This is a genomic window from Sodalis sp. RH19 (genome assembly GCF_047324215.1).
In the GTDB taxonomy this organism is placed as follows: domain Bacteria; phylum Pseudomonadota; class Gammaproteobacteria; order Enterobacterales; family Enterobacteriaceae; genus Acerihabitans.
Genome location: NZ_CP178734.1, coordinates 1,250,135 through 1,274,429, shown reverse-complemented (window position 1 = coordinate 1,274,429; position 24,295 = coordinate 1,250,135). Strand labels below are relative to the sequence as shown.

The window sequence follows — 24,295 nt, the reverse complement described above, 5'->3', positions numbered from 1 at the left end:
AGCTATTTAATCAAATAACGAAATGAAAACCCAAGCGTAGCCGCAGTAAAATCACAGCGGGTTCTATTTACATTACGGTATATAACCGTAAAATTAATTATTCATATCCCACATTATGGGATTTACGCGATGATTATGGCGCCGGGTCAGAGGACACGCGCCGCGTTTTCATGAGGAGGCAGGCGATGGAGCTTACAGGCAACCTGATTATTGGCAGCGAAATGCAACAAGGGGGCGGCACGCGGTTCTACGCCGCCGATCCCGCCGGCGACAGGCCGCTGGCACCTGATTTTTATGATGCCGCGCCCGCGCAGATCGATCGCGCCTGCCAACTGGCGGAACAGGCCTTTGATGTTTACCGCGCGCTGCCGCTGACGCTGCGCGCCGATTTCCTGACGCGCATCGGCGACAATATTCAGGCGTTGGGCGATGCGCTGATTGCGCGCGCCGTACAGGAAACCGGGCTGCCGCGCGGGCGTATCGAGGGCGAGCGGGCCCGTACCCTTGGACAGCTGGCGCTGTTTGCCGAGGTGGTGCGGCGCGGGGAATTTTTGCAGGTCATCATTGAACAAGCGCTGCCCGCGCGCAAGCCGCTGCCGCGCCCGGACTTACGCCAGCGTCATATCGCGCTCGGGCCGGTGGCCGTATTCGGCGCCAGTAATTTTCCGCTGGCGTTTTCGGTTGCCGGCGGCGATAGCGCCTCGGCGCTGGCGGCCGGTTGCCCGATTGTGGTCAAGGCGCATCCGGCGCATCCCGGTACCAGCGAGCTGGTGGGACGGGCCATCCAGCAGGCGGCGGAGCAACTGCGGCTGCCGCCCGGCGTGTTTTCGCTGCTGCATGGCGCCGAACACAGCGTGGGCGAACGGCTGGTGGCGCATCCGCTGATCCAGGCGGTAGGCTTTACCGGCTCGCGGGCGGGCGGCCTGGCGCTGGTGGCCCAGGCGCGGCAACGCGCCGTGCCGATACCGGTGTATGCCGAAATGAGCAGCGTTAATCCCCAGATCCTGTTGCCGGCCGCGTTGGCTCACCGGGGCGCAGCCATCGCCGGCGGCTATGTGGAGTCGCTGACCTTGGGCGCCGGCCAGTTCTGCACCTGCCCCGGACTGGTGTTGGCCATCGACGGCGAACCGCTGCGGCATTTCTGCCGGCAGGTAACACTGGCGCTGCGAGAGAAGCCCGCCGCCACCATGCTGACCGGCGCCATCTGGCGGGCATGGCGGGAAAACACCGCGGCGCTCGGCGCTGCCGGCGGCGTCGGCCGGCTTGCCGCGGGACAACCGGCGCGGGCGCCCAACCAGGCGCAGGCGGCGGTGCTGGTGACGGATGCCGGCGATTTCCTCGCCCAGCCGTCGCTGAGCCAGGAAGTGTTCGGCCCCACTTCACTGGTGGTGCGCTGCCGGGATAACCGGCAATTGCTGGCGGCGGTACAGGCGCTGGAAGGCCAGCTGACCGTCAGCCTGCATCTGGACGATGCCGATCACGACGATGCGCGGGCGCTGCTGCCCACCCTGGAGCGCCGCGCCGGACGGCTGCTGGTCAACGGCTTCCCCACAGGAGTGGACGTGGGTTACGCCATGGTGCATGGCGGTCCCTTCCCCGCCACCAGCGATGCGCGCACCACGTCGGTGGGCGCCGGCGCCATTAGCCGCTTCCTGCGTCCGGTCTGTTACCAGGATTTCCCCGCCGCGCTGCTGCCCCCGGAACTGCGGCCGCATGGCGCCGCGCCGGTATAAGGCGGCGCGCCGGGCGTGATTGACTCAGCGCGTGAACATCCCGCAATTCGGGATATAATGGCGATGAAGGTTTTTTTTAAGCAAAAACGGCGCATGCGCGCTGGCAAAGGGCGGCCACGTCCGGACCTGGCCCGGGCATGGTAAGCTAAGCGACGGTAGGTAAGCCATCGCGGTGGTCCGTTATCTGATGCAGGGAGTAGGTATGAAAACACGCGCCGACGCTGAAGTCGCCCAGCAGGCATCGATCAAAAGCCTGATCAAGGTTATGCAAATCTTGGAATGCTTCTCCCAACGCGACGCCGATCTGACGCCGGCGGATATTGCCGCGCGCACAGGATTGCCGCGCGCCACTACCCATCGCCTGGTGTCGTCGCTGCGGGATATCGGTTTGCTGGAACAAAACGGCAAACGGGATACCTACAAGCTGGGCATGAAATTATTTCAGCTGGGGAGCCTGGTATTGCAAAACCTCGATCTGGACAGCCATGCCCGTCCTTATGCTACCCGGCTGCAGCTGATCACCGGCGAAAATACGCATCTGTGCATTTTTGACGGCGCGCAGATGGCCTTTGTGGAACGGCAGGCCATGAACAGCAGCGGCAATACCATGATAACCCGCATCGAGGCGGCGCCGGTGCACTGTACCAGCGTCGGCAAGGCGTTTCTCGCCTGGCAATCCGCCGGCCTTATACATAAAATCATTAGCGATTCCCTGCCGGAACGCACGCCGCACACCATTACCGACGGCGATCTGCTGCTGGCGGAACTGCGGCTGATTCATGAACGAGGCTGCGCTTACGATTTGCAGGAAAATGAACTTGGCGTGCACTGCGTCGGCGCGCCCATACGCGGCGCCAATGGCCAGGTTTTCGCCGCGCTCAGTGTGTCCGGGCCGGCGGAACGGTTGCCCCTCCCCCGCCTGGAGGGACTGGCCGGGCTGGTGATGGAGACCGCCCACAAAATTTCGCTGGAGCTGGGCTGGTTGCCGGGCCGCACTGTCGCCGCGGCAACGGCATTCACGCGCCACGATAGCCGCCCGGACCATGCCGGCTGATAGCGGGACGCCCTAAAAAAAGAAGACCGCCAGGCGGCCTTCTCAGGATAACATCACGACCCGGTGCGCTTTATGAGGTTAGCGCCTCCGTGTCGGGCTGCGCAGGCACGGTCGCCTCGCTGCTGGCCAAACGGCTGCGGGGGACCTTGCTGAGATCGAGAATACCCTTGTCCGATATCGCACCGGCCATCGCCGCGTTTGCCGCGCCAAGCGGGGATTCCCCGGCTATTGCGCCAACCATCGCGCCGCCGGGCACGCCGCCGGTGGCGCCCTCGATAATCCCATTGCCGGGTAAGCCGCCGGCGGGGCCGTCAATGATTCCAACGCCGGGCAAATCTGGGACGGGGTCGCCAATTATGCCATCGCCGTGCAAGCCCCCGGTTAACCATCCAGGCAGTACTCCCCCCAGCAATGCGCCGGCGCTGAACAGCCCACCGGACAGCAGGATGCCGGGCAGCATCTTATCGATTAACGATGCCAGCGGGGTATTGGCGATATACAGCTTTAATGTCCCCGACAGATTGGCGGGTAAGCGTGCCAACTGGGTATCGGAGGCATGGATGATCGCCAAACCCTCGGGTAACGTGGGCAGCTCAGTGAGCATCGTGTTACTGACGTCGAGGCTGGTGAGCGTCGAAGGCAGTTCGGGCAAAGCGGTCAAGTTTGTGCGGTTGGCGGAAAGCGTCTGCAACCCCTGGGGCAGACCGGCTGAAATGCTTTCCAGCGGCGTGTTGCTGACGCTCAGTGTCTGTAATCCCTCCGGCAGAGTATCCGATAACTTCGCCAGGTGCGTATTATCAAGGTAAAGCGACGTCAGCGTCGGCGGCAAGCTTGCCGGCAAGCTTGAAATATTCAGGCAGTTCAGGTTCAGATAGGTCGCGCCGCGTTCCAGACAATCTTTTAGCATAAGCACGGCTTTGTTGCGATATTCAGCCTCGCCGTCCGGCGCCAGCTTAGCCCAGTTGTCCCACTCGGCCAATAGAGCGTTATTTTGTTGTGTATCAGCGTGGTCAAATCCATTTACAATTCCCGGAGAGAGACCGGCGGATGAGATTGCGGGGATATCCATATATTTCCTCATTGAAGTGCGTCGAAAATGTGGCACTGAAGAATTCTCAGGTCTGTTTATATCCAGCGGCATGCCCAGATCTCACAGGCCGGCGGGTGTCCGCCCTGTGCTGGCCGCCGCCAAACACCATAAGCGTAGATATTGATTTATGGATGGGTTAAGTCATTATGGTAAAAGAGATAATGACCACGGCCGGCGATGGTTCTTTTCCGGCGGGTACAACGGCGAAATATTCATATAAGCACAGGCTGGTAAGCGGATAATGATAAGCCAACAACGGCGCGCGGATTTGTTATTAGTGGCAACAACGTTAATTGCGGGTTTTGGATGGATCTTCTCCAAGGAATCGTTACAGGGAATGCCGACGTTCGGTTTTATCGGCGCGCGGTTTTTACTTGCCGCCGCGTTCCTGCTGCCCTTTTGCTTCGGCCGGCGAAACCACATCATCCCGGCGGCGATCCCCGGCATTATCGGCGTGGGTTGCCTGCAGGCGGTATCGCTATTGCTGTGGATCTATGCGGTATCGCTCAGTCATGCCCTGGGAGAAGGCGCGTTTATCATGAGCCTGTCCATGCTGTTTGTGCCGTTGGCGGCGTGGATTCTATTCAGGATGCCGCCGTCGCGCCCGTTTTGGGAATCGTTGCCGCTGGCGCTGGCGGGTCTGGCCCTGCTTACCCTGACCCACGGCTGGCAACTTTCCGTCAGCCAGTTCTGGTTTCTCTGCGCCGCGCTGGCCCAAGCGGTATATTTTTGTGTGAACAGCCGTTTTGCCCGTTTAATGCCGGTATTGCCCTTAACCTGTATCCAGTTGTTTTGCACCGGCCTCTGCGGCGTGGCGCTTTCATGGTACTACGAGACATGGCCCGCCGCGATCGGCGCCGATATTTGGCTATGGTTCGCGGCCAGCGCGATTATTGCCACCTCGTTACGATTTTTATTGCAAATGGCGGGGCAGAAAAAAACCAGCGTGGCCAATGCCGCCATTATCATGGTATTGGAACCGGTATGGACCGTTCTGCTCGCGACCCTATGGTATGGAGAAAATATGCCGGCGCAAAAGGCCGTGGGCTGTTGCCTGATTTTGCTGGCGTTAATACTGTATCGCGGCCGTCAATACCTGCTGCTGAAAAAAATTAACGCCTAGCGGCGCGGCGCCTATATCTTGATTTCAGGTTTATAAAGTACATTACGGCAATAGCCGGCCCTGGGTTGTTTATTTTCGGCGCCATTTAGCCTCACGTCCTAATATATAATCATTAGTTATTAACCATAACTTAATAGTAATACCCAGTCCGTGGCATTTCCGCTATTTTTCGGGGAACAGCGGCTTTTTACCCGCTGATTATTCTAATAATCACTTCTCCATTAGGGCAGGAATAATGAGCATAAGCGAACATAACGGCGCGGCAATCGTCCCGCCTGAAGAGCCGCGGGCGTCCCGCTGGTGGCAACAGGAGGACTGGTGGTCGATCATCCTGGCGCTCGCGTTAATCGGGACCGCGTTTATCCTGTTTTCACAGGGCGGCAGTATCAAATGGCTGGCTACCGCGCCGGCGAAATGGACCACCCTGGATGAGGCGGGCCGGGATCTGGTCAGCCGCCTGCCCGCGCTGGCGGGGCTGTACCTGGTCTGGGCGGTGCTGCTTACCGTCAGCGGCGCCATTATCGGCCACCGGCCCGGCACGTTCCTGGCCGGTTTTACCGTGCTGTTTATTGTGGCGGTATTTATTTTCCAGCTCGGCGCCTGGGCCAGCGCCTCGCGTTATAATCTGGAACCGCCGCTGCTGGCCCTGGTGCTGGGTCTGGCGGTGTCCAATCTCTGGCGGATACCGGACTGGCTGGCGCAAAGCCTGCGCGTGGAATACTTTATTAAAATCGGCATCGTGCTGCTGGGCGCCACGCTGCCGCTGACGCTTATCCTCTGGGCCGGTCCGGTGGCGATCGGACAGGCGGCTATCGTGTCGCTGGTCACCTTTTTTGTCATCTATTACGCCGCCCGCCTGCTGGGGCTTGAGCAGCGTTTCGCCGCGGTGCTGGGCGTCGGCGGCGCCGTTTGCGGCGTATCGGCGGCCATCGCCGTGGCGGGCGCGGTGCGCGCCAAACGCGAGCAGGCCTCGGTGGCCATTTCGCTGGTGATTATCTGGGCTATCGTGTCGTTGCTGGTGCTGCCGTTTGCGGCGCGCGCGCTCGGGCTTTCCACCGGCGTCGCCGGCGCCTGGATAGGCACGTCGGAATTTGCCGACGCGGCCGGCATCGCGGCGGCGCAAACCTACAGTGATTTTGCCGCCCATTCGGCCGGCGCCATCGCCGGCAAACCGGATGCCGCGGTGCAGGCGTTTACCCTGATGAAAGTGATTGGCCGCGATATCTGGATCGGCATCTGGGCATTTGCATTGGCTATCGTCGCCACCACCCGCTGGCGCAACGCGGATAATGACATCGACGCCAGGACCGGGGCGGCGGAAATCTGGCAGCGCTTCCCCAAATTCGTGTTGGGTTTTGTGCTGGCCTCGCTGTTCGTTACCTGGCTAAGCAGCCACTACACTCTGGCGGAATACCGCACCACCCTGACGCCGGCCTTTATCGCCCCGATCACGGCGCTGCGCACCTGGGCGTTTATTTTCTGCTTTTTAAGCATTGGCCTGAGCACCCGCTTCTCCCGCCTGACCAGCACCGGCCTGCGGCCGTTTTGGGCATTTACCCTCGGGGTCGTGGTCAATGTCATCCTCGGTTATTTCCTTTCCGCCCATGTCTTTGCGGACTTTTGGAACCAGCTGGGTAATCTGTAATGGCACGGCAAAACCACGCTGTCCGCTGTGCGCACTGTCGTTTTTGCCGGCGCGACCGGGCCGAGATGGAACGTAAGATGCCCGGGCTGTCGGCGCTGGGGTCGGCCTTCGGCGCCAGCCTGGGGGACTCCCGCCTGTGCCTGCATCACGACAGGCTGGTTTCGCCGGACGACCGCTGCGCGGCATTTGCCGCCACACTGATAACGCTACTCTGAAGCCACCGAGGTATGACGTGAAAACACGCCTGTTAACGACCGGATTGCCCTTAGGCATCCTCCTTTTTTCATCAACGCTTGCCGCGCAAACGCTGGTGTATTGTTCGGAAGGCTCCCCCGAAGGATTCAACCCGCAGCTCTTTACCGCGGGCACCACATACGATGCCAGCTCGATACCGATATACAACCGCATCGTGCAGTTCAAAATAGGCACCACGGAAACACAGCCGGGATTAGCGGAGAGATGGGATATCAGCGACGATAAAAAAACCTACACCTTTCATTTGCGCCATGGCGTGAAATGGCAGAGTAATGCCGATTTTACCCCCACGCGCGATTTTAACGCCGACGACATCCTGTTTACCTTTAATCGCCAGAAAGACGCCGATAACCCCTATCACAATGTCTCCGGCGGCAACTATCAATACTTTTCCGGCATGGGTCTGGACAAGCTTATCGCCAGGATAGAGAAGGTCGATGATGATACCGTCCGTTTTGTCCTGAACCGGCCCGAATCGCCGTTCCTTGCCGACCTGGCAATGGATTTCGCCTCCATTACCTCCGCCGAATATGCCGCGAAGATGCTGAAGGCGGGCACCCCGGAAAAAATCGATCTGCAGCCCATCGGCACCGGACCTTTCCAATTAGTGCAATACCAGAAGGATTCCAAAATTGTTTACAACGCGTTTGCCGGCTATTGGGGCGAGAAACCCAAAATCGACCGTTTGATTTTTTCCATTACGCCCGATGCGTCCATACGCTACGCGAAACTGCAAAAAAATGAATGTCAGGTCATGTCATTCCCCAACCCCGCCGATATCGCCAAAATGAAAGACAATAAAGACATCGTGGTAAAGGAACAGGCGGGCCTGAACGTCGGCTATCTTTCCTTTAACGTGGAAAAAAAACCGCTGGACCAGCTTAAGGTCCGCCAGGCGCTAATCCAGGCGGTGGATAAGCAATCCATCCTTGACGCGGTCTATCTCGGCGGCGGACAGGCGGCGAAAAATCTCATCCCCCCGATCCTGTGGGGCTATAACGACGCCGTGCAGGACTATCCCTACGATCCGGCCAAGGCCCGGCAATTACTCAAGGAGGCGGGGCTGGCGGACGGGTTCGCCATCGACCTGTGGGCCATGCCGGTACAGCGTCCTTATAATCCGAATGCGCGCCGCATGGCTGAGATGATCCAGTCGGACTGGGCAAAAATCGGCGTCACCGCCAGGATTGTCACCTATGAATGGGGGGAGTACCTGAAACGGGCAAAAAACGGCGAGCATCAGACGATGATGGCGGGCTGGACCGGCGATAACGGCGATCCGGACAATTTTTTCGCCACGTTATTCGGCTGCGACGCCGCGCACAATGGTTCCAATTACTCCAAATGGTGCTACCCGCCTTTTGAGACGGTGATCCAGGCCGCCCGGATCGAGTCGGACCCGCAAAAACGCGCCGCCCTGTACCGGCAGGCCCAGGTGATCATGCACGACCAGGCGCCCGCGCTGCTGATTGCCCATTCCACGGTCTACGAGCCGATCCGCAAGGAGGTGAAGGGCTATATCGTCGATCGCAAACATCATTTTGAAATCGTCTCGGTAGAGTAAACGGCGCGGTCGGGCTGATGAAGCCCGGCCGTTTCTCCCCCCTTCCCTCCTTGGCAAACATCTGCTGGTCTGCATCCCATGTCCGCTAAGATTCATCAACCCCGCCGGGAAAAATATCTTTCCCGGCGTTGCGTATGGCGGCGATATGCGCGGGGCCGATGCCGCAGCAGCCGCCGACCATGGTGGCGCCCTGGCCGACCCAGCGGCGGATCCACTTCAGGTAGTTTTCCGGACTGAGATCGTCCCTGAGGCGCGAAATGCCGGCATAGGGTTCATCGGAAGGAGGCTCCGGCATAAAGGCGTTGGCGTAGACCCCAAGCGCCGCCGTGGGGGTTGCCGATGCGTCAATGACGCGCCGGGCCGCGACGATCGCCTCGCCCATCGCCTCGGGCTGGCTGCAGTTAAACAATATTCCGGCGGCGCCCGCCCGCAACGTCGCGGCCGCGGCGTCCGCCACCGGTTCCCCCGAGCGCAGCTCCGGCGGACCGGTGCGCCCGGCCTCGTCCTTAAGAGTATACGCGACATACACCGGCAGAGGGCTGACACGCCTGACCGCGTTCAGCGCCGTCAGCGCCTCGCGCGTCGAACTCTGGGTCTCAATCAGCCAAAAGTCGATCCAGGGGGCCAATCCCGCGATCAGCGGCGTCAGTATTTCATCCGCGCGGGCGGGGATGAATTTATCCGGCCGATAGCTTTCAAACAGCGGCGGCAGCGAGCCGGCCACCAATATGGCGGACGGCGGACGGGCGGCGCCGGCCTGGTCGGCCACGCTGCGCGCCAGTTGTCCCGCCAGCCCGGCCAGCGACCTGGCCCGGCGGTGAAAACGCGCCTCCCCCAGCATATGCGGCACCAGCCCGAAGGTATTGGTGGTCAGCACTTGGGCGCCGCTGTCGGCGTAGATTTGATGGGCGCGCGTAACATACTCCGGCGCCTCGATCAGCGCCAGCGCCGACCATTCGGGCAGGCGGAACGGCGCGCCCAGCTGTTCCAGCAGTCGGCCCATGCCGCCATCCAGAACAGTGATGCCGCGGCGGGTGTTTTTTTGCTCGGCGTTGCTCATGATTTGCGACTCCTGAATAAAGTGAAGTGATGCCGCCCGCGCAGGCTCACCGGGGCGTGCCGCGCTGCGGGTAACCCCGGCCGAAACGGCGTTCCAGCCGCCCCTGGAACAGCTCGAGCACCATGGACATCAGCCAGTAAATGGCCGCCGCGGTCGTCAGCATTTCCATATAATGATAGGTGCTGCGGCCATAGGATTGCGCCAGGAAATTCAGCTCCCATAACCCCATCAACGACACCAGCGACGAGTCTTTCAGCATGGAAATAAACAGCGACCCCACCGGCGGCACGATAATCCGCAGCGCCTGCGGCGCGATAATATGGAAGATAATCACCCCGCGCGGCAATCCCAGCGCCATGGCGGCCTCGGTCTGGCCCCGGGGCACGGCAATGACGCCGCCGCGAATGGTTTCGGCCAGGTAGGCACCATAGTTAAGCGAGAGGGCTATGATGCCGGAGCTGAAGGCGCCGAGCACAATGCCCGCCTGCGGCAGCGCCAGATAGATAATCAATACCTGCACCAGCAGCGGCGTGCCGCGAAACAGCGAGGTATAAAACGTCGCGCAGCCGAAGGCGACGGCGCTGGACGACAAGCGGCCGGCGGCGGTCGCTATGCCCAGCAGCGTGCAAAACAGCATCGACAGCGCGGTAATCACCAGGGTTAGGGCCGCGCCCTGGATAAAGCCGTCCGGGGACAGGCGCAGGCCAAGCATAAACGGCAGTTTTTGCCCTATCAGCGCAAAATCCAGATCCAGACGGGAAAACAGCCCCAGCAGCAGCGCCAGCAACAGCGCCCAGGTCAGGGTGGCGCGCAGCCGGAACCCGGCGCGGCCCTGCCGCAAGAACGCGGCGCCGTCGGGAGCCGGTTTTTCCGTGCCGGCGACGGACGACGGCGGCATTACTTCGGCGCCCGGGTAATATCTTCTCCCAGCCAGCGGCGCGAAATCTGCGCCAGCGTTCCGTCGGCGCGCAGGGCGTTTACCGTATCCGCCACGGTCTGATCCCATTGCGCGTCCCCTTTATCGGTGGCGACCCAGTTTGGCTCGGCATACAGCTCGCCGGCGATGCGGAAACGATCGCTTTTGGCGATACGCGCCTTGGCGGTGGCCAGGTCGGACACTACCGCGTCCAGGCGGGCGCCGGCGCCCAGGGCCAGGTTCTGGAACGCGACGGTTTCATCCGTCGGCACCACCTGCACATGATCAAACGGGAAAACAATGGGACGGGCGCCGGGGATCACCAGGCTTTTATTGAGGTAACTTTCATAACTGGAGCCAATACCGACACCGACTTTTTTATTGGTGAGGTCGGCGGCACCCTTAATATTTTTCTCATCTTTATTCACCACCAGCACCGCCGGCGAACTGTAATATGGCACCGGAAAATTAAGGACTTTCGCCCGTTCGGTATTGGGGGTCATGGAGCAGATGCATATATCCCAGCGCCCCCGCCATTTGCCGCCGACGATGGCCTCCCATCCCGGCGTGGCCAGCTCGAGCTTTACGCCCAGTTTTTGCGCCACGGCCCTGGCCACATCGACATCAAACCCGGCCAGCTGGTTATTGTCATCGATAAAACCAAACGGCGGATAATCGTTTACCAGTACGTCGCGCAGCACCTTGGTCTGGTTAACCCGGTCCAGGGTGGCGCCGGCATAGGCCGCGGAAGCGGCGGTGAGTGAAAAAAGCGTTAAAAACGTCAGGGCGGTTAACAAGCGCTGCATAATTTTTCCTGCCGGGGTAAGGGAGTGACTGTCATGACCTCACCATACAGAATGGACGGAATTTGCAAAATATCATCGCAGCATATCTTATATATTTATCAGCTAACAACTTGAAATGACGTTGAAAAGCGCGGCGAAGGCGGTTCGGCCGCACGGAAACGGGATGCGCCGGGGGATGATATTAACCGCGCCAGGATAGCGTGCCGGGCCCGCCAGGCGCGTGACGGCGTCGCCATCCTGTCCCGGTTTTACGCCCGGGAATAAATGTTATTAATTTGTGATACCGCTCATCCGCATCTTTCTGTCATTGCCACTGTGCGGCAAGAGATGGCAATGGCGTAAAGGCGGCGCGCGGCGCCAGGTTCTAGAGTCATAACACTACCTTCCAGGAAGGTTCATGCTTATGATTGCCGGCCACGACCCTACAGCGGCTTTGCCGCAGCCTCAATCCGGAACCGCAATTGCGCCGGGCGTCACGACCATGCCGCGTCCTTTTTATTACCCTGTATTTCCCACGCAGTATTATCAGCTGGAGTACATACGATGACATTAAAAAAAATACTCAGTTGTGCCCTGATGGCGTCTTGCCTGGCGTTGGCCGGCACGGCGTCCGCCGAAATCAAAATCGCGCTGGTGGCAAAATCCCTGGGCAACGGCTTCTTCGAGGCGGCGAACGTCGGCGCCCAGCAGGCCGCCAAGGAACTGGGCGACGTGAAGGTGATTTATACCGGGCCCACCACCACCACCGCGGAAGCGCAGATTGAAGTGCTTAACGGCCTGATTGCGCAAGGCGTGGACGCCATCGCCGTCTCGGCCAACGACCCGGACGCCCTGGTGCCGGTATTGAAAAAAGCCATGCAGCGCGGCATCAAAGTGGTGTCCTGGGATTCCGGCGTGGCCAAGGAGGGTCGCCAGATCCATCTCAATCCGTCCAGCAACGACCTGATTGGCCAGATGAACGTACAGTTGGCGGCCGACGCCATCACCGCCCTGGGCCTGCAAAAGGGGGATACGGCGATCTTAAGCGCCACACCCACCTCCACCAACCAGAACCTGTGGATTGCGGAAATGAAAAAAGTGCTGCCGCACTATCCGTCGGTCAACCTGGTGACCGTGGCTTATGGGGATGATCTGTCTGATAAAAGTTACCGTGAAACCGTCGGCCTGCTGAAGACCTACCCCAACCTGAAGGTGATCATTTCCCCGTCGTCCGTGGGCATCGTCGCCGCGGCGCAGGCGGTAAAGGACCAGGGCAAGATCGGCCAGGTCTACGTGACCGGCCTGGGCCTGCCCTCGGAAATGGCCGGCGCGGTCAAATCCGGCGCCACCAAGAGTTTCGCCATCTGGAACCCGATCGATCTGGGTTATGCGGCCACGTATCTCGCCTATGATCTGGTGAAAGGCAAAACCACCGCCACCCAGGCCGGCATGGGCCGGTTGGGCAACGTGCAGCTGGATGCCGACGGCAACGGCGCCATGTCGAAGCCGTTTGTCTATGATGCCGGCAATATCGATAAATTTTCCAAAATATTCTGATGTGGGCCCCGGCTTATCCCCGGGCGGGATAAGCCGGCGTTTATGCTGGCGGCAGGGTAATGCGGAGGACGTCATGGCCGATGCCACACCATTGTTAGCGTTAAAGGGGATCACGAAAATCTTTCCGGGCGTGCGCGCGCTGGAAAATGTGCGGGTCGACCTCTATCCCGGCAAAGTGACGGCGCTGATTGGCGAAAACGGCGCGGGCAAATCGACGCTGGTGAAGGTGATGACCGGGATTTACCAGCCGGAGGAAGGCGAGATACTCTATAAAGACATCCCGGTAAAACTGGCCACCCCGGACGCCGCCCATAAGCTGGGCATTACCGCGATCCATCAGGAAACCGTGCTGTTTGACGAGCTGTCGGTGACCGAGAATATTTTTGCCGGCCACTACCTGGTCAGCGGGGTATTTAAACGTCTCGACTGGCCGCGGATGCACCGGCAAACCCGCGCGATCCTCAGCCGGCTGGACGTGCAGATCGATCCGCGCGCGGTGTTGAAAGAGCTGAGCATCGCGCAGCGCCATATGGTGGCAATTGCCCGCGCGCTCTCCTTCGACGCCCAGGTGGTGATCCTCGACGAACCGACCGCGGCGCTGTCGCAACATGAAATCAGCGAATTTTACCGCATCGTGGCGCGGTTAAAACAGGAACGCAAAGCGATCCTGTTTATTTCGCATAAATTCGATGAGATTTTTTCCATCTCGGACTATTACACCGTCCTGCGCGACGGCAGTTATATCGGTTCGGGACATATCAGCGATATGACCGAGGCGAAAATGGTCACCATGATGGTCGGGCGCGAAATCAGCCAGGCCTATCCCGCGCCCACGCACCAGCCCGGCGACACCGTGCTGGCGGTCCGCGATCTGAGCCATCCGACCGAGTTTTCCGCCATCTCCTTCAAGCTGCGCCAGGGCGAAATCCTGGGGTTTTACGGCCTGGTCGGCGCCGGGCGCACGGAGTTAATGAAAGCGCTGTTCGGCGTCACCCAGCCCAGCCGGGGGGACATCATTATCGGCGGCAAAGCGCGGCGCTTCGCCAACCCCGCCGAGGCTATCGACGCCGGGATCGTTTACGTGCCCGAGGAGCGCCAGCAGCAGGGGGCGGTAATCGCTTTGCCCATCTATCAAAACATCAGCCTGCCGCAGCTGAGCCGGTTGAATCCGCACGGCATCCTCAATGAAAGCAAAGAAATGGCCCTGGCCGACGACTACGCCCGGCGCCTGCAGGTGAAGGCGTTCAGCTGGCGGCAATCGGTGGAAACCCTCTCGGGCGGCAATCAGCAAAAAGTGGTTATTGGCAAATGGCTGGCGACGCGGCCGCGCATCGTGATCCTCGATGAACCCACTAAGGGGATCGATATCGGTTCGAAAGCGGCGGTGCATCAGTTTATGGCCGAACTGGTCGGCCAGGGGCTGGCGGTGATTATGGTCTCGTCCGAGCTGCCTGAAATCATGGGCATGGCGAACCGCATTATCGTGATGCACGAGGGATTGATGGTGGGCGAATTCAACGCCGCCGACGTCACGGCGGAAACGATAGTCAGTGTCGCCAGCGGCGCCGGCCTTGAGGTAGCATAAACAATGAAAACATTACTTAAACACCGCGAACTGTTCCTGGCCGTGGTGATCCTGCTGATGATCCTGGGTGTGGGCGGCCGCGCGCCGGAATTTCTGCAGCCCGGCAACCTGCTGGAAATGTTCAACGATACCGCGATCCTGATTATCCTGGCCCTGGGGCAGATGATGGTGCTGCTGACCAGGGGCATCGATTTATCGATGGCCGCCAACCTGGCGCTGACCGGCATGATCGTGGCGCTGCTGAACTTTCATTACCCGGCGCTGCCGATCGGGCTGCTGGTGGTTATCGCCACGGCCGGCGGTTTAGCGATGGGCGCCATTAACGGCCTGCTGGTGTGGAAACTTGGCATTCCCTCGATTGTCGTGACGCTCGGCACCATGAGTATTTACCGCGGCATTATCTTTTTACTGTCCGGCGGCGGCTGGATCAACGCCCACCAGATGAGCCCCGGTTTCCTAAGCCTGCCCCGCACCCTGTTCCTGCATTTGCCGATCCTTGGGTGGTGCGCGCTCGCCGTCCTGGCCGCGGTGGGCTATTTCATGCGCTACAGCCGCACGGGGCGCGCCATGTATACCGCCGGCGGCAACGCCACCGCGGCGTACTATGCCGGCATCAACGCCGGCAAAATGCAGTTTATCAGCTTCTGCATCTCCGGCGCGCTGGCCGGCTTCAGCGGCTATCTCTGGATCACCCGGTTCGCGGTGGCCTACGTGGATGTCGCCAACGGTTTTGAACTGCAGATCGTCGCCGCCTGCGTTATCGGCGGCATCAGCACCATGGGCGGCATCGGCACCGTGGCGGGTTGCCTGTTGGGCGCATTGTTCCTGGGGGTTATCAATAACGCCCTGCCGGTTATCGGCGTATCGCCATTCTGGCAGATGGCGATTTCCGGCGGCGTGATTGTTATCGCCGTGATGATGAATGAACGCGCCAACCGGCGTAAGGGACGCCTGATCCTGCATGACGCCGCGCTGGCGCCGCAGCCGGGGCTGAAAAAAGAGGGCAGTATATGAACAAGACCTTATCCTCCCATCCGCAGCCCGAGCCGGTCCCCCTGCGCCAGCATCCGTTGGTCCGCCGCCTGCTGAGCTGGGAGGGGTTTCTGCTGGTCGTGACGCTGCTGGTTTTCGCTGTCAACGCCGCCGCATCCCCTTATTTCCTCAATCTCTGGAACCTGTCGGACGCTACGTTTAATTTCACCGAAAAAGCCATTATCGTCCTGCCGATGGCCATGCTGATTATCGCCCGGGAAATCGATCTGTCGGTCGCATCCATTATGGCGCTCAGCTCCACCCTGATGGGATTTTGCGCGCAGGCCGGGCTGGCGACGCCGGGCCTGGTCTGCGTCGGCCTGGCGGTCGGGCTGCTGTGCGGCCTGATCAACGGCCTGCTGGTAACGCGCCTGAATCTGTCCTCCATCGTGATCACCATCGGCACCATGAGCCTATTTCGCGGCATCACCTATGTGCTGTTGGGCGACCAGTCCATCAACCATTACCCCGCCGGCTTCGCTTTTTTCGGCCAGGGGTATGTGTTCGGCGCGCTGTCGTTCGAGTTCGCGTTATTTATCCTGCTGGCCCTGCTGTTCTACTTCCTGCTGCACCGGACCAACTTCGGGCGCCGCACCTTCGCCATCGGCAATAATCCCGTCGCGGCCTATTATTCCGGCATTAACGTCAAACGCCATAACCTGACGCTTTTTGTCCTGGTGGGACTGCTATCCGGCCTGGCGGCGGTGCTGCTCACCTCGCGCCTGGGCAGCACGCGCCCTACCCTGGCGCTGGGCTGGGAGCTGAGCGTCATCACCATGGTGGTGCTGGGCGGCGTCAACGTACTGGGCGGATCGGGCAGCATGACCGGGGTCATCATCGCCGCCTTTCTGATGGGGCTGGTGACCTTTGGCCTGAGCTTGCTGAACGTGCCCGGCATCGTGATGTCCATTATCGTCGGCCTGATGCTGATAGCGGTGATCTCGCTGCCGATCCTCACCCGCCGCGTTATGGCGCGCAACGGTTAACGCCTCGCGGCATGGCAGAAGAATGGCCTGCGCCCGCTGCTTTTTTGCCAGGCGATCCCACAGAGGGTTAAACCTGCATCCGCCGGGCTGCTACACTTAACTCACGTTTTTTACCTGAAGGCTAACCCGCACTATGTCGGAAAATAACTATCAACCGCCCAAAGTCTGGACCTGGCAGCCGAAACAAGGCGGCGCGTTCGCCAATATCAACCGCCCCATCGCCGGCCCGACCCACGAGGCGACGCTGCCGGTCGGTAAACATCCGCTGCAGCTTTACTCCATGGGCACGCCTAACGGGCAGAAAATCACCATCCTGCTGGAGGAGTTGCTGGCGCTGGGCGAAAGCGGCGCGGAGTATGATGCGTTCCTTATCCGCATCAGCGAAGGCGATCAGTTTTCCAGCGGTTTCGTGGCCGTCAATCCCAATTCCAAAATTCCCGCGCTGCTCGATCGTTCGGCGTCGCCGGCTATCCGCGTATTTGAATCCGGTTCCATCCTGCTTTATCTGGCGGAAAAATTCGGGCGTTTCCTGCCCCAGGAGCGCGCCGCGCGCACCGAAGTGCTGAACTGGCTTTTCTGGTTGCAGGGCTCCGCGCCTTATCTGGGCGGCGGCTTCGGCCACTTCTATAATTATGCGCCGGTAAAAATTGAATACGCCATCGATCGTTTCACCATGGAAGCCAAACGCCAGCTCGACGTGCTGGACCGGCAACTGGCCGAACACCGTTTTATCGCCGGCGAGGATTATTCGATTGCGGATATCGCCATCTGGCCATGGTACGGCAGCCTGGTGCAGGGTGGGCTGTATGACGCCGGCGAGTTCCTGGATATTACCTCCTACCGGCATTTCACGCGCTGGGCCGAGGACATCAGCCGGCGCCCCGCCGTGCAGCGCGGACGCAAGGTCAACCGTACCTGGGGCGATCCCGCCGAGCAGTTGCATGAGCGCCACGACGCGGCTGATTTCGAGCACAATACCGCAGACAAACGCGGCGCGTCTTAAAGCCCGGCGCCAGGGGGCGTTAAAGCTGGTGTAGCGCCCCATGGCACGGTATGTGATTTGATTTAGCGCCATTGGACACCCGGAGGGGGTTTCGCTAGCGGGGAGGCTTATGTTGCCGCGGTGGTGAGGCTTATGTTGCCGCGGCGGTGAGGTTTATGTGGCCGCGGCGGTGAGGTTTATGTGGCCGCGGCGGTGAGGTTTATGTGGCCGCGGTGGTGAGGTTTATGTGGCCGCGGTGGTGAGGTTTATGTGGCCGCGGTGGTGAGGTTTATGTGGCCGCGGCGGTGAGGTTTATGTGGCCGCGGCGGTGAGGTTTATGTGGCCGCGGTGGTGAGGTTTATGTGGCCGCGGTGGTGAGGTTTATGTGGCCGCGGTGGTGAGGTTTATGTGGCCGCGGTGGTGAGGTTTATGTGGCCGCGGTGGTGAGGTTTATGTGGCCGCGGTGGTGAGGTTTATGTGGCCGCGGTGAGGGTTTCGCTTGCCGTGCGTGAGGTGTTCATATGTATTGCCGGGCGCCGGCAAGCGACAAAGAGGCCGTACCGCGACGGCCTCCTTGACCTCCGCGCGCCCGGCAGGTCGCGCGTCGCTGCGCGATGCCTTCCGTCGCCCATGCCCCCGTGATGCACCGGCCCGGTATGCGCTCCCGGCGCCACCGGGCCTTTCGCCGCTCCCGGCGGCTCATGCCGGGGGCACAGGCGCCGTCAGCGCGCTTTATGCCGGTCCACATGTCGCTGTTGGCGCTGCATATTATGAAACAACAGCGGCGCTGTAGTTTTGGATAGGGTCTGGCGTCGGAATGCGATTGACGGTTCTGGAATACAACGGGTACGGAATGCAGCTGGCACAGCGAAAAGTTGGACATGCAGTCATGCAGTCATGCAGTCATGCAGTCATGCAGTCATGCAGTCATGCAGTCATGCAGTCATGCAGTCATGCAGTCATGCAGTCATGCAGTCATACAATATGGCGTTCATCATTCATGCAACTTAAACCTTACGCTTTCAGCCATCAGCCCAAAATAGATACTGATATTTTTCCCGGTAATCACATACCGCGATGAACCCCAAAACGCTGTTTTACTCACAGGCGATGGTGTTGACGTGGTGCCGGCATAGAGTGCGCCGGCAGCGCGCATCTTGGCTGGATGAGCCGCCGGGAGCGGCGAAAGCCCGGTTTGCGCCGGGAGCGCATACCGGGCGGTCCACAAGCCGGGATGGGGGATGCCGGGGACCGCGCAGCGGCGCACGACCTGCCGGACGCGCGGAGGTCAAGGAGGCCGTCGCGGTACGGCCTCTTTGTCGCTTGCCGGCGCCCGGCAATACATATGAACACCTCACGCACGGCAAGCGAAACCCTCACCGCTGCAACATAAGCCTTACCGCCGCGGCACCATAAGCCTCACCGCGCACTACAAACGAAACCCTCACCGCGGCAACATAAGCCCGCCGCAGGCGAATTACGCCGCATCCTCCAGGGTGCTCAGCTCGCGATCCCTCACTTCCGGCATACAGGCGGCGGAGAATAGCCCAATACAGGAATATACGACGATCATCGCGGTAATCGGCCACCAGGAACCGGTCATACTGCAAAAAATACCGGCCAGGACGGGACCGAACCCAACGGCGACCAATCCCCCCAGCTCCTTGGAAATCGCCATCCGGGTGAAACGATTACGCGAGCCGAACATTTCCGCCATGGTGATATTTTCCAGCGCGAACAGCCCCAGCACGGCGAAATTATGGATAATGATAATGCAGGCCATAATGGTGTTAACGTCGTTGCTCTTGTCGACAATCATCGACAGCATAGGATACGCCAGGATAATCGCCGAAATATTCAGCAGGATATAAGGCAACCGCCGGCCGATTTTATCGGACAGCCAGCCAATCAGGGGAATACTGAGAAAGCCTATCACCGAACTTATCATCAGCGCGTCGGTGGGGATCTTTTTTTCAAACAACAGCGTCTGCACCAGATAGCCGGCCAGGAAGGTCTGGATCAATCCTGAATTGCCGGCCTGGCCAAAACGCAGCCCGGTCGCCAGCCAGAAGGCCTTGCTGCCGAACATCGCCGCCAGGGAATGGGTATCAAGCACCGCGTCGGTAACCGCGACCTTGCCTTCGCCGCTGTCCTTCACCTCTTCAAAAACCGGGCTTTCTTTCAGGTTCAGGCGCAGCCAGATGGCAAAAATCATCACCACGATGCTGGATAAAAAAGGAATACGCCAGCCCCAGGCCACCAACTGCTCTTTATCCAGCACAAAAAACATCACGGCCCAAATCGCGGTGGCCGACAGGGTGCCGCAGTTGGTCCCCATGGCGACCAGGGAGGAGATAAGCCCCCGTTTTCCCTTGGGCGCATATTCGGCCAGCATGGTGCCGGCGCCGGAGATTTCGGCGCCCGCGCCCAGCCCCTGGATAATACGCAGAATGATCAACAGTAACGGCGCGTAGATGCCGATCTGGGCGTAGGTAGGCAACACGCCGATTAACGTGGTACAGATACCCATCATGGCGATGGTGATGAACAGCACCCGTTTGCGCCCGATGGTATCGCCCATCCGGCCGAAGATAAACGCGCCGACGATACGGGCGATATACCCCGCGCCGTAGGTGCCCATGGCCAGGATCAATGCCATGGCGGCGGATTGTTCCGGAAAAAACACCTCATGAAAAACCAATGCCGCGCCCAGCGAATACAGCTGGAAATCCATAAACTCCAGGGCGGTGCCCAGCCAGCCGGATACGGAAACCTTGACCAGATCAGCGGTGCTTCGTACCGGCTGATGGCGTGTTGACTCTGTTTTTATACTCATAGGGTTATTCTCTGCAAATTGTCTCAGGCACAGTTTCAGGTACAGAGAGGGGATATCTCCGTTATACATGCCATCAGCGGCGCGCAATGGCGCCCGCCGAATGAATGTGGTGAAAAGATATGCAGATGCTTACTACCATACAAGTATTTTTTGTTCGTTTACCGATCTCCATCACATTTAATTTACATACCAGTGACACCCGCGCGAACGGCGAAAAGCGGCATAAGAGCAGGCGGCCAGGCCGCATGGCGCTGATGCGCGCCAGGCCCGCGGCGCCGTCGCCATGAGGCCTGGCCCGTTCAGCGGATAAAAAGCCGGGACCTGCCGGGCGGCGGACACGGGGCGAACGCGCCGTCCCAGCCTGCAGGCGTCGCCGGCCTAGGCCAGCAGGTATCGGGTGGTGCGCGCGCCGTCGATATACAGCGCGCGCGTATCGCCTGCGGGCAGTTGCAGGACCAGCTCGCGCCAGGCCGGCCGGTAATCGCCGCGCCGCCGGAACCGGATATCCACCCGGCCGGGACCGGCCTGCATATCCCATTCCAGCCAGAGCGCATGCCCGTCCCGCCAGGCGAAACTTTCGCCGTCATCCTCGTACAGCATTCCCGAACTTTCCTCTGTCCCCGGCAGGGGAAACAGCGCCAGGCGGCGTTCATCATCCAGGGTGGGATCCTGGCACTGATAACAGCCGGAAAGCGCAATGGCGGCCCCGGCCCGCACCAGCATCGGCAGGCGCTCCAGCGGCGCGTCCAGGACGATATCCTGGCCGCCGGCAAACCATTGTCCGCTGTGCCAGTCATACCAGCCGGTGGTGTTGTCCGGCAGGTAGACCCGCCTTTTACGCGCGCCCGGCTCCACGACGCTCGCGACCAGGAGATCGCGCCCCAGCATAAAATCATCGGTTTCGGCAAAGGTGCGCTCATCGTGCTCATGATCGAGAAACGTCGGGCGCAGCATAGGTTCGTCCTCGCTGCACGCCTGCCAGAACAGGGTATACAGATAGGGCATCAGGCGATAGCGCAGGCGGATGGCCGAGCGCACCATGGCCGTCGACGACGGGTACATCCAGGGTTCGTTGACCGTGCCGTCATCATTCCAGGAGTGGATGGTAAAACGCGGATGCATCACGCCGTTTTGCACCCAGCGCACAAACAGCTCCGCATCCGGCTTGTCGCCGGCGAAACCGCCGACATCATGGCCGATGTTATAAAGCCCGGACAGGCTCATGCCCAGCCCCATACGGGTATTAAACCGCAGCGTTTGCCAACTGGTGCGGTTATCGCCGCTCCAGGTCTGGACATAACGCTGCATGCCGGCGCAGCCCGAGCGGGAAATCAGATACGGCCGCTTTTGCGGCGCGAACCGCTGCTGGGCGGCCAGGGAGGCGCGCATCATCAGCAGCGGCATGACCGGGCGGATATGTTTAATGGCGATTTCACGGCCAAACCCCTGGCAGCGCGCCTCGCCGTCCCACAGTTCATATTCGTTATTGTCGTTCCAGGTGGCGTCGATGCCGACCTCCAGCAGTTGCCGGGTGACATTTCCCTGCCACCAGGCCAGGGTACGCGGGTTGGTAAAATCGAGATTGGCGCCCTCGTCGTCCCAAAACAGCGAGTTCGCCGGGCCGTCATGCTGGGAATCGCGGATAAACAGACCCTGCTCCGCCGCCGCGGCATACTGGGGATGATCCCGCAGCAGGCAGGGTTTGATATTGGCGGCCAGCTTGATCCCCGCCTGGTGAAACGCCTGTGTCATCTCCCGCGGGCGCGGAAACTTTTCCCGGTTCCAGTTGAAAACATAGCGTTTGTCGTGAATGGAGGTATAGCCGGACGACAGCTGGAACGAATCGCAGGGAATGGCATGTTCGCGGCATAAGGCGATAAAAGCCAGCAGCTGCTGCTGGGCGTCCGGGGCATCGGTGTAATGCATGGTCGACCCGCTGTAGCCAAGGCTCCATTTGGGGCCGAACGCCGTTTTGCCCGTCAGCCGCACCAAAGCCTTGGTGACGTCCAGCACGCGCGGGCCCAGAAACAGATAATAATCCAGATCCCCCGCCTCGGCGCGATAGCGCCGATAGGCCGGATGGTAATTATCCAGCTCGTTGCCTAAATCAAACCAGCTGTTGCTGAGATTATCGTAGAACAGGCCGAAGCTGGCGTCGCCGCGCTGCGTGATGGTGAACGGGATATGCTTATACAGCGGGTCGGTGGACGCCGCGTTATACCCCATGGCGTCGAGATTGCGCATTTCATAGCGCTTGCCGAGGCGATTAAGATCGCCCGCCTTTTCGCCCAGGCCGTAATAACGGTCCTGCCCATACCGGCGCTGATAATGCTCCGCGCCGTCGCCATGGGCGTTAAGCAAATACGCGCCGGTGGGACGATCGCAGGCCAGCGGCAGCCAGCCGCCCGGCGCTATCCGGTATTCCCATTCCAGCCACAGCGGCTGGTGCACCGTTACCCTCACCCGGTCGGTGCTCAGGCGCAGGGACTTGTCGCAATGCTCAAGCTCGAAGGCGGGCAAGGCAAAATCATCGATATATTCGCGATCCCGCCCTTCCCAGGGGACATCCCGCTGCGGCGCGATGCTCCAGGTGCGATCGAGCGCCAGCTCCCCGCCCTTTTTGATCAGCACGCGGAACAGGCCATTTTCCAGCACATACAGGCGGAAAAGATGCGCGCCGTCCACGCTAAGCTCAATAAAGTGGTCGGTTTGCCGGTTCAGTTGCCACTGTTTCAACGTCTTCATAATCTGTTGCTTCCTCTACGTCATACCGGCGCGCCAACGCGCCGTTCGGCAATAAACATCACCAGGAAAATAGCGCCGATCAGGTCAAAAAAACCCATCGCGACAAAGAGCGGGTTAAAGCCGATGGTATCGGCGGTGACGCCGATAATTAATGAAAAAAGAAAACTGGCGATCCACGCGCAGGAACCGCGCATGCCGTTCACCGTCGCCATCTGGCCCTTATCGAAAGATTCCACCACCAGGGCGCTGAGCATGCAGGAGATCACCTGATGGCCGAAACCACCAATGGAAATCAGCAGGATGGCCAGCCAGGGGGTTTGCACCAGCGTCATCAACGCCAGCGACAACATCAGAAAAGCGCCGGTGATGGAACTGGCGACGATCGAATTGATGCGCGTACAGCCAAACCAGCGAATATACAGGCGGGTAAGATAACCGCTGGCGATACTGCCTAAATCGGCGGCGAGAAACGGCAGCCAGGCGAACAGCACAATCTGTTTCAGTTCCATGCCGCGTTCGTTGGCCAGGTAGAGCGGCACCCAAAAACTCAGCACGCCCCAGGCCGGTTCGGCCAGGAAGGCCGGAATGGCGATGCCGTAGAAACGCTTGAGCCGGGCAATGGTTTTCAGCGCTTGCCAGAACGGCTGCCGAACCGGGTCGGGATCATGGTCCTGGCCGATAAACCCGCGTTCATCCTCGCCCAGATTGGGATGGGTCGCGGGAGAGTGGTAAAGCCACCACCATATGCCCGCCCATAGCAGGCCAAGGCCGCCGGAGAGAAAAAAGGCGCCGTGCCAGCCGAAGCTGGCGTGCGCCAGATAAATGATCGGCGGCGCCAGCATGGCGCCGATGGAAAACCCGACGCCGGCCCAACCCGCCGCCACGGGACGTTCTTTTTTAGGAAACCAGTCGCCAATCGCCTTGGCGTTGGCGGGTGTGGCCGCCGCTTCCGACGCGCCCATAAAAAAGCGCAGGATGGCCAGTTGCACCCAACTCCCCGCCCCGGCGTGCAGCAGGCACATGACCGACCAGATCAGGGCGCAAACGAAAAACCCCATTTTTAAACCAATCACATCAATCAGCCAGCCGCAAAACGGTTGGAACACCGTATAGGCCAGTTGGAAGGCGGCGATGATCCACGAATACTGTTCGGTGGTCATATGCAGACTGACTTTTAGCTCGGGCGCCAGGATCCCCAGCGCGTTGCGCGTGATGTAGTTAACGGTGACCCCAAGCAGGAACAGGGCCAGCATCCACCAGCGTAAATTTCGCACTACCCGTTTACCCGCCAGGGAAAGCGCTTTGGTATGGCCTTCAAGATTCATGATTTACCCCAGGTTGCGAACG

Annotated in this window: 18 protein-coding genes; 11 read left to right on the top strand and 7 right to left on the bottom strand. The window is 60.2% G+C overall.

The features are described 5' to 3' along the window. The first annotated feature begins 185 nt into the window (after positions 1-185). Positions 186-1,733 carry an aldehyde dehydrogenase (NADP(+)) gene (locus ACL2XF_RS05735; protein ID WP_413728211.1) on the top strand — a complete coding sequence of 516 codons (1,548 nt, stop codon included), beginning with the start codon at positions 186-188 and terminating at the stop codon, positions 1,731-1,733. Positions 1,734-1,935: 202 nt separating this feature from the next. Then, positions 1,936-2,787 (top strand): IclR family transcriptional regulator, encoded by an 852-nt coding sequence (locus ACL2XF_RS05730; RefSeq protein ID WP_410014743.1) that lies wholly within the window; start codon positions 1,936-1,938, stop codon positions 2,785-2,787. A 70-nt stretch (positions 2,788-2,857) separates the two neighbouring features. Here the strand turns inward: ACL2XF_RS05730 and ACL2XF_RS05725 are convergent, their stop codons facing one another. Continuing rightward, positions 2,858-3,856 carry a hypothetical protein gene (locus ACL2XF_RS05725; protein ID WP_413728210.1) on the bottom strand — a complete coding sequence of 333 codons (999 nt, stop codon included), beginning with the start codon at positions 3,854-3,856 and terminating at the stop codon, positions 2,858-2,860. A gap of 265 nt (positions 3,857-4,121) precedes the next feature. Between ACL2XF_RS05725 and ACL2XF_RS05720 the strand changes: the two genes are divergently transcribed. The 4 genes from ACL2XF_RS05720 to dppA all read left to right on the top strand — a co-directional run bounded on the left by ACL2XF_RS05720 (position 4,122) and on the right by dppA (position 8,464). Further along, positions 4,122-5,000 (top strand): DMT family transporter, encoded by an 879-nt coding sequence (locus tag ACL2XF_RS05720; protein ID WP_410016805.1) that lies wholly within the window; start codon positions 4,122-4,124, stop codon positions 4,998-5,000. A 235-nt stretch (positions 5,001-5,235) separates the two neighbouring features. Next, complete coding sequence (locus ACL2XF_RS05715) at positions 5,236-6,645, top strand: YeiH family protein (protein WP_410014741.1); 1,410 nt, start codon at positions 5,236-5,238, stop codon at positions 6,643-6,645. Between the two features lie 65 nt (positions 6,646-6,710). Further along, the gene (locus tag ACL2XF_RS05710) at positions 6,711-6,860 is read left to right on the top strand and encodes a hypothetical protein (protein ID WP_413728209.1); all 150 of its coding nucleotides are present in this window, start codon (positions 6,711-6,713) and stop codon (positions 6,858-6,860) included. Between the two features lie 29 nt (positions 6,861-6,889). Then, a complete protein-coding gene (dppA, locus tag ACL2XF_RS05705) occupies positions 6,890-8,464 on the top strand; it encodes a dipeptide ABC transporter periplasmic-binding protein DppA (protein ID WP_410016804.1) in 1,575 nt (524 codons plus the stop codon). Positions 8,465-8,549: 85 nt separating this feature from the next. Here the strand turns inward: dppA and ACL2XF_RS05700 are convergent, their stop codons facing one another. Genes ACL2XF_RS05700 through ACL2XF_RS05690 form a run of 3 tightly spaced genes read right to left on the bottom strand, consistent with a single transcriptional unit; the run spans position 8,550 to position 11,246 of the window. Continuing rightward, positions 8,550-9,524: a homocysteine S-methyltransferase family protein gene (locus ACL2XF_RS05700; protein WP_413728208.1), complete on the bottom strand. Its 975-nt coding sequence runs from the start codon at positions 9,522-9,524 to the stop codon at positions 8,550-8,552. Positions 9,525-9,570: 46 nt separating this feature from the next. Then, a complete protein-coding gene (locus ACL2XF_RS05695) occupies positions 9,571-10,422 on the bottom strand; it encodes an amino acid ABC transporter permease (RefSeq protein WP_413728207.1) in 852 nt (283 codons plus the stop codon). After that, positions 10,422-11,246, bottom strand: a complete 825-nt coding sequence (locus ACL2XF_RS05690) for a transporter substrate-binding domain-containing protein (RefSeq protein ID WP_413728206.1) — start codon at positions 11,244-11,246, stop codon at positions 10,422-10,424. The genes ACL2XF_RS05695 and ACL2XF_RS05690 overlap by 1 nt, the downstream gene beginning before the upstream one ends. A gap of 576 nt (positions 11,247-11,822) precedes the next feature. Here ACL2XF_RS05690 and rhaS point away from each other — a divergent pair. From rhaS to yghU, 5 genes are all read left to right on the top strand, one after another. After that, positions 11,823-12,782 carry a rhamnose ABC transporter substrate-binding protein gene (gene rhaS / locus ACL2XF_RS05685; RefSeq protein ID WP_413723449.1) on the top strand — a complete coding sequence of 320 codons (960 nt, stop codon included), beginning with the start codon at positions 11,823-11,825 and terminating at the stop codon, positions 12,780-12,782. Positions 12,783-12,855: 73 nt separating this feature from the next. Next, positions 12,856-14,367 (top strand): sugar ABC transporter ATP-binding protein, encoded by a 1,512-nt coding sequence (locus tag ACL2XF_RS05680; protein WP_413728205.1) that lies wholly within the window; start codon positions 12,856-12,858, stop codon positions 14,365-14,367. Between the two features lie 3 nt (positions 14,368-14,370). Beyond that, positions 14,371-15,381 carry an ABC transporter permease gene (locus ACL2XF_RS05675; RefSeq protein ID WP_410014735.1) on the top strand — a complete coding sequence of 337 codons (1,011 nt, stop codon included), beginning with the start codon at positions 14,371-14,373 and terminating at the stop codon, positions 15,379-15,381. Next, positions 15,378-16,385: an ABC transporter permease gene (locus tag ACL2XF_RS05670; RefSeq protein ID WP_410014734.1), complete on the top strand. Its 1,008-nt coding sequence runs from the start codon at positions 15,378-15,380 to the stop codon at positions 16,383-16,385. The genes ACL2XF_RS05675 and ACL2XF_RS05670 overlap by 4 nt, the downstream gene beginning before the upstream one ends. A gap of 133 nt (positions 16,386-16,518) precedes the next feature. Continuing rightward, positions 16,519-17,388, top strand: a complete 870-nt coding sequence (yghU, locus tag ACL2XF_RS05665; RefSeq protein ID WP_410014733.1) for a glutathione-dependent disulfide-bond oxidoreductase — start codon at positions 16,519-16,521, stop codon at positions 17,386-17,388. Positions 17,389-18,844: 1,456 nt separating this feature from the next. Here yghU and ACL2XF_RS05660 read toward each other — a convergent pair. The 3 genes from ACL2XF_RS05660 to ACL2XF_RS05650 all read right to left on the bottom strand — a co-directional run bounded on the left by ACL2XF_RS05660 (position 18,845) and on the right by ACL2XF_RS05650 (position 24,273). Next, a complete protein-coding gene (locus ACL2XF_RS05660) occupies positions 18,845-20,203 on the bottom strand; it encodes an MFS transporter (protein ID WP_413728204.1) in 1,359 nt (452 codons plus the stop codon). 378 nt (positions 20,204-20,581) lie between these two features. Then, positions 20,582-22,948, bottom strand: coding sequence for a TIM-barrel domain-containing protein (locus ACL2XF_RS05655; protein ID WP_413728203.1), 2,367 nt, complete (start codon positions 22,946-22,948; stop codon positions 20,582-20,584). Between the two features lie 20 nt (positions 22,949-22,968). After that, positions 22,969-24,273 carry an MFS transporter gene (locus ACL2XF_RS05650; protein WP_413728202.1) on the bottom strand — a complete coding sequence of 435 codons (1,305 nt, stop codon included), beginning with the start codon at positions 24,271-24,273 and terminating at the stop codon, positions 22,969-22,971. Positions 24,274-24,295: the final 22 nt, after the last annotated feature.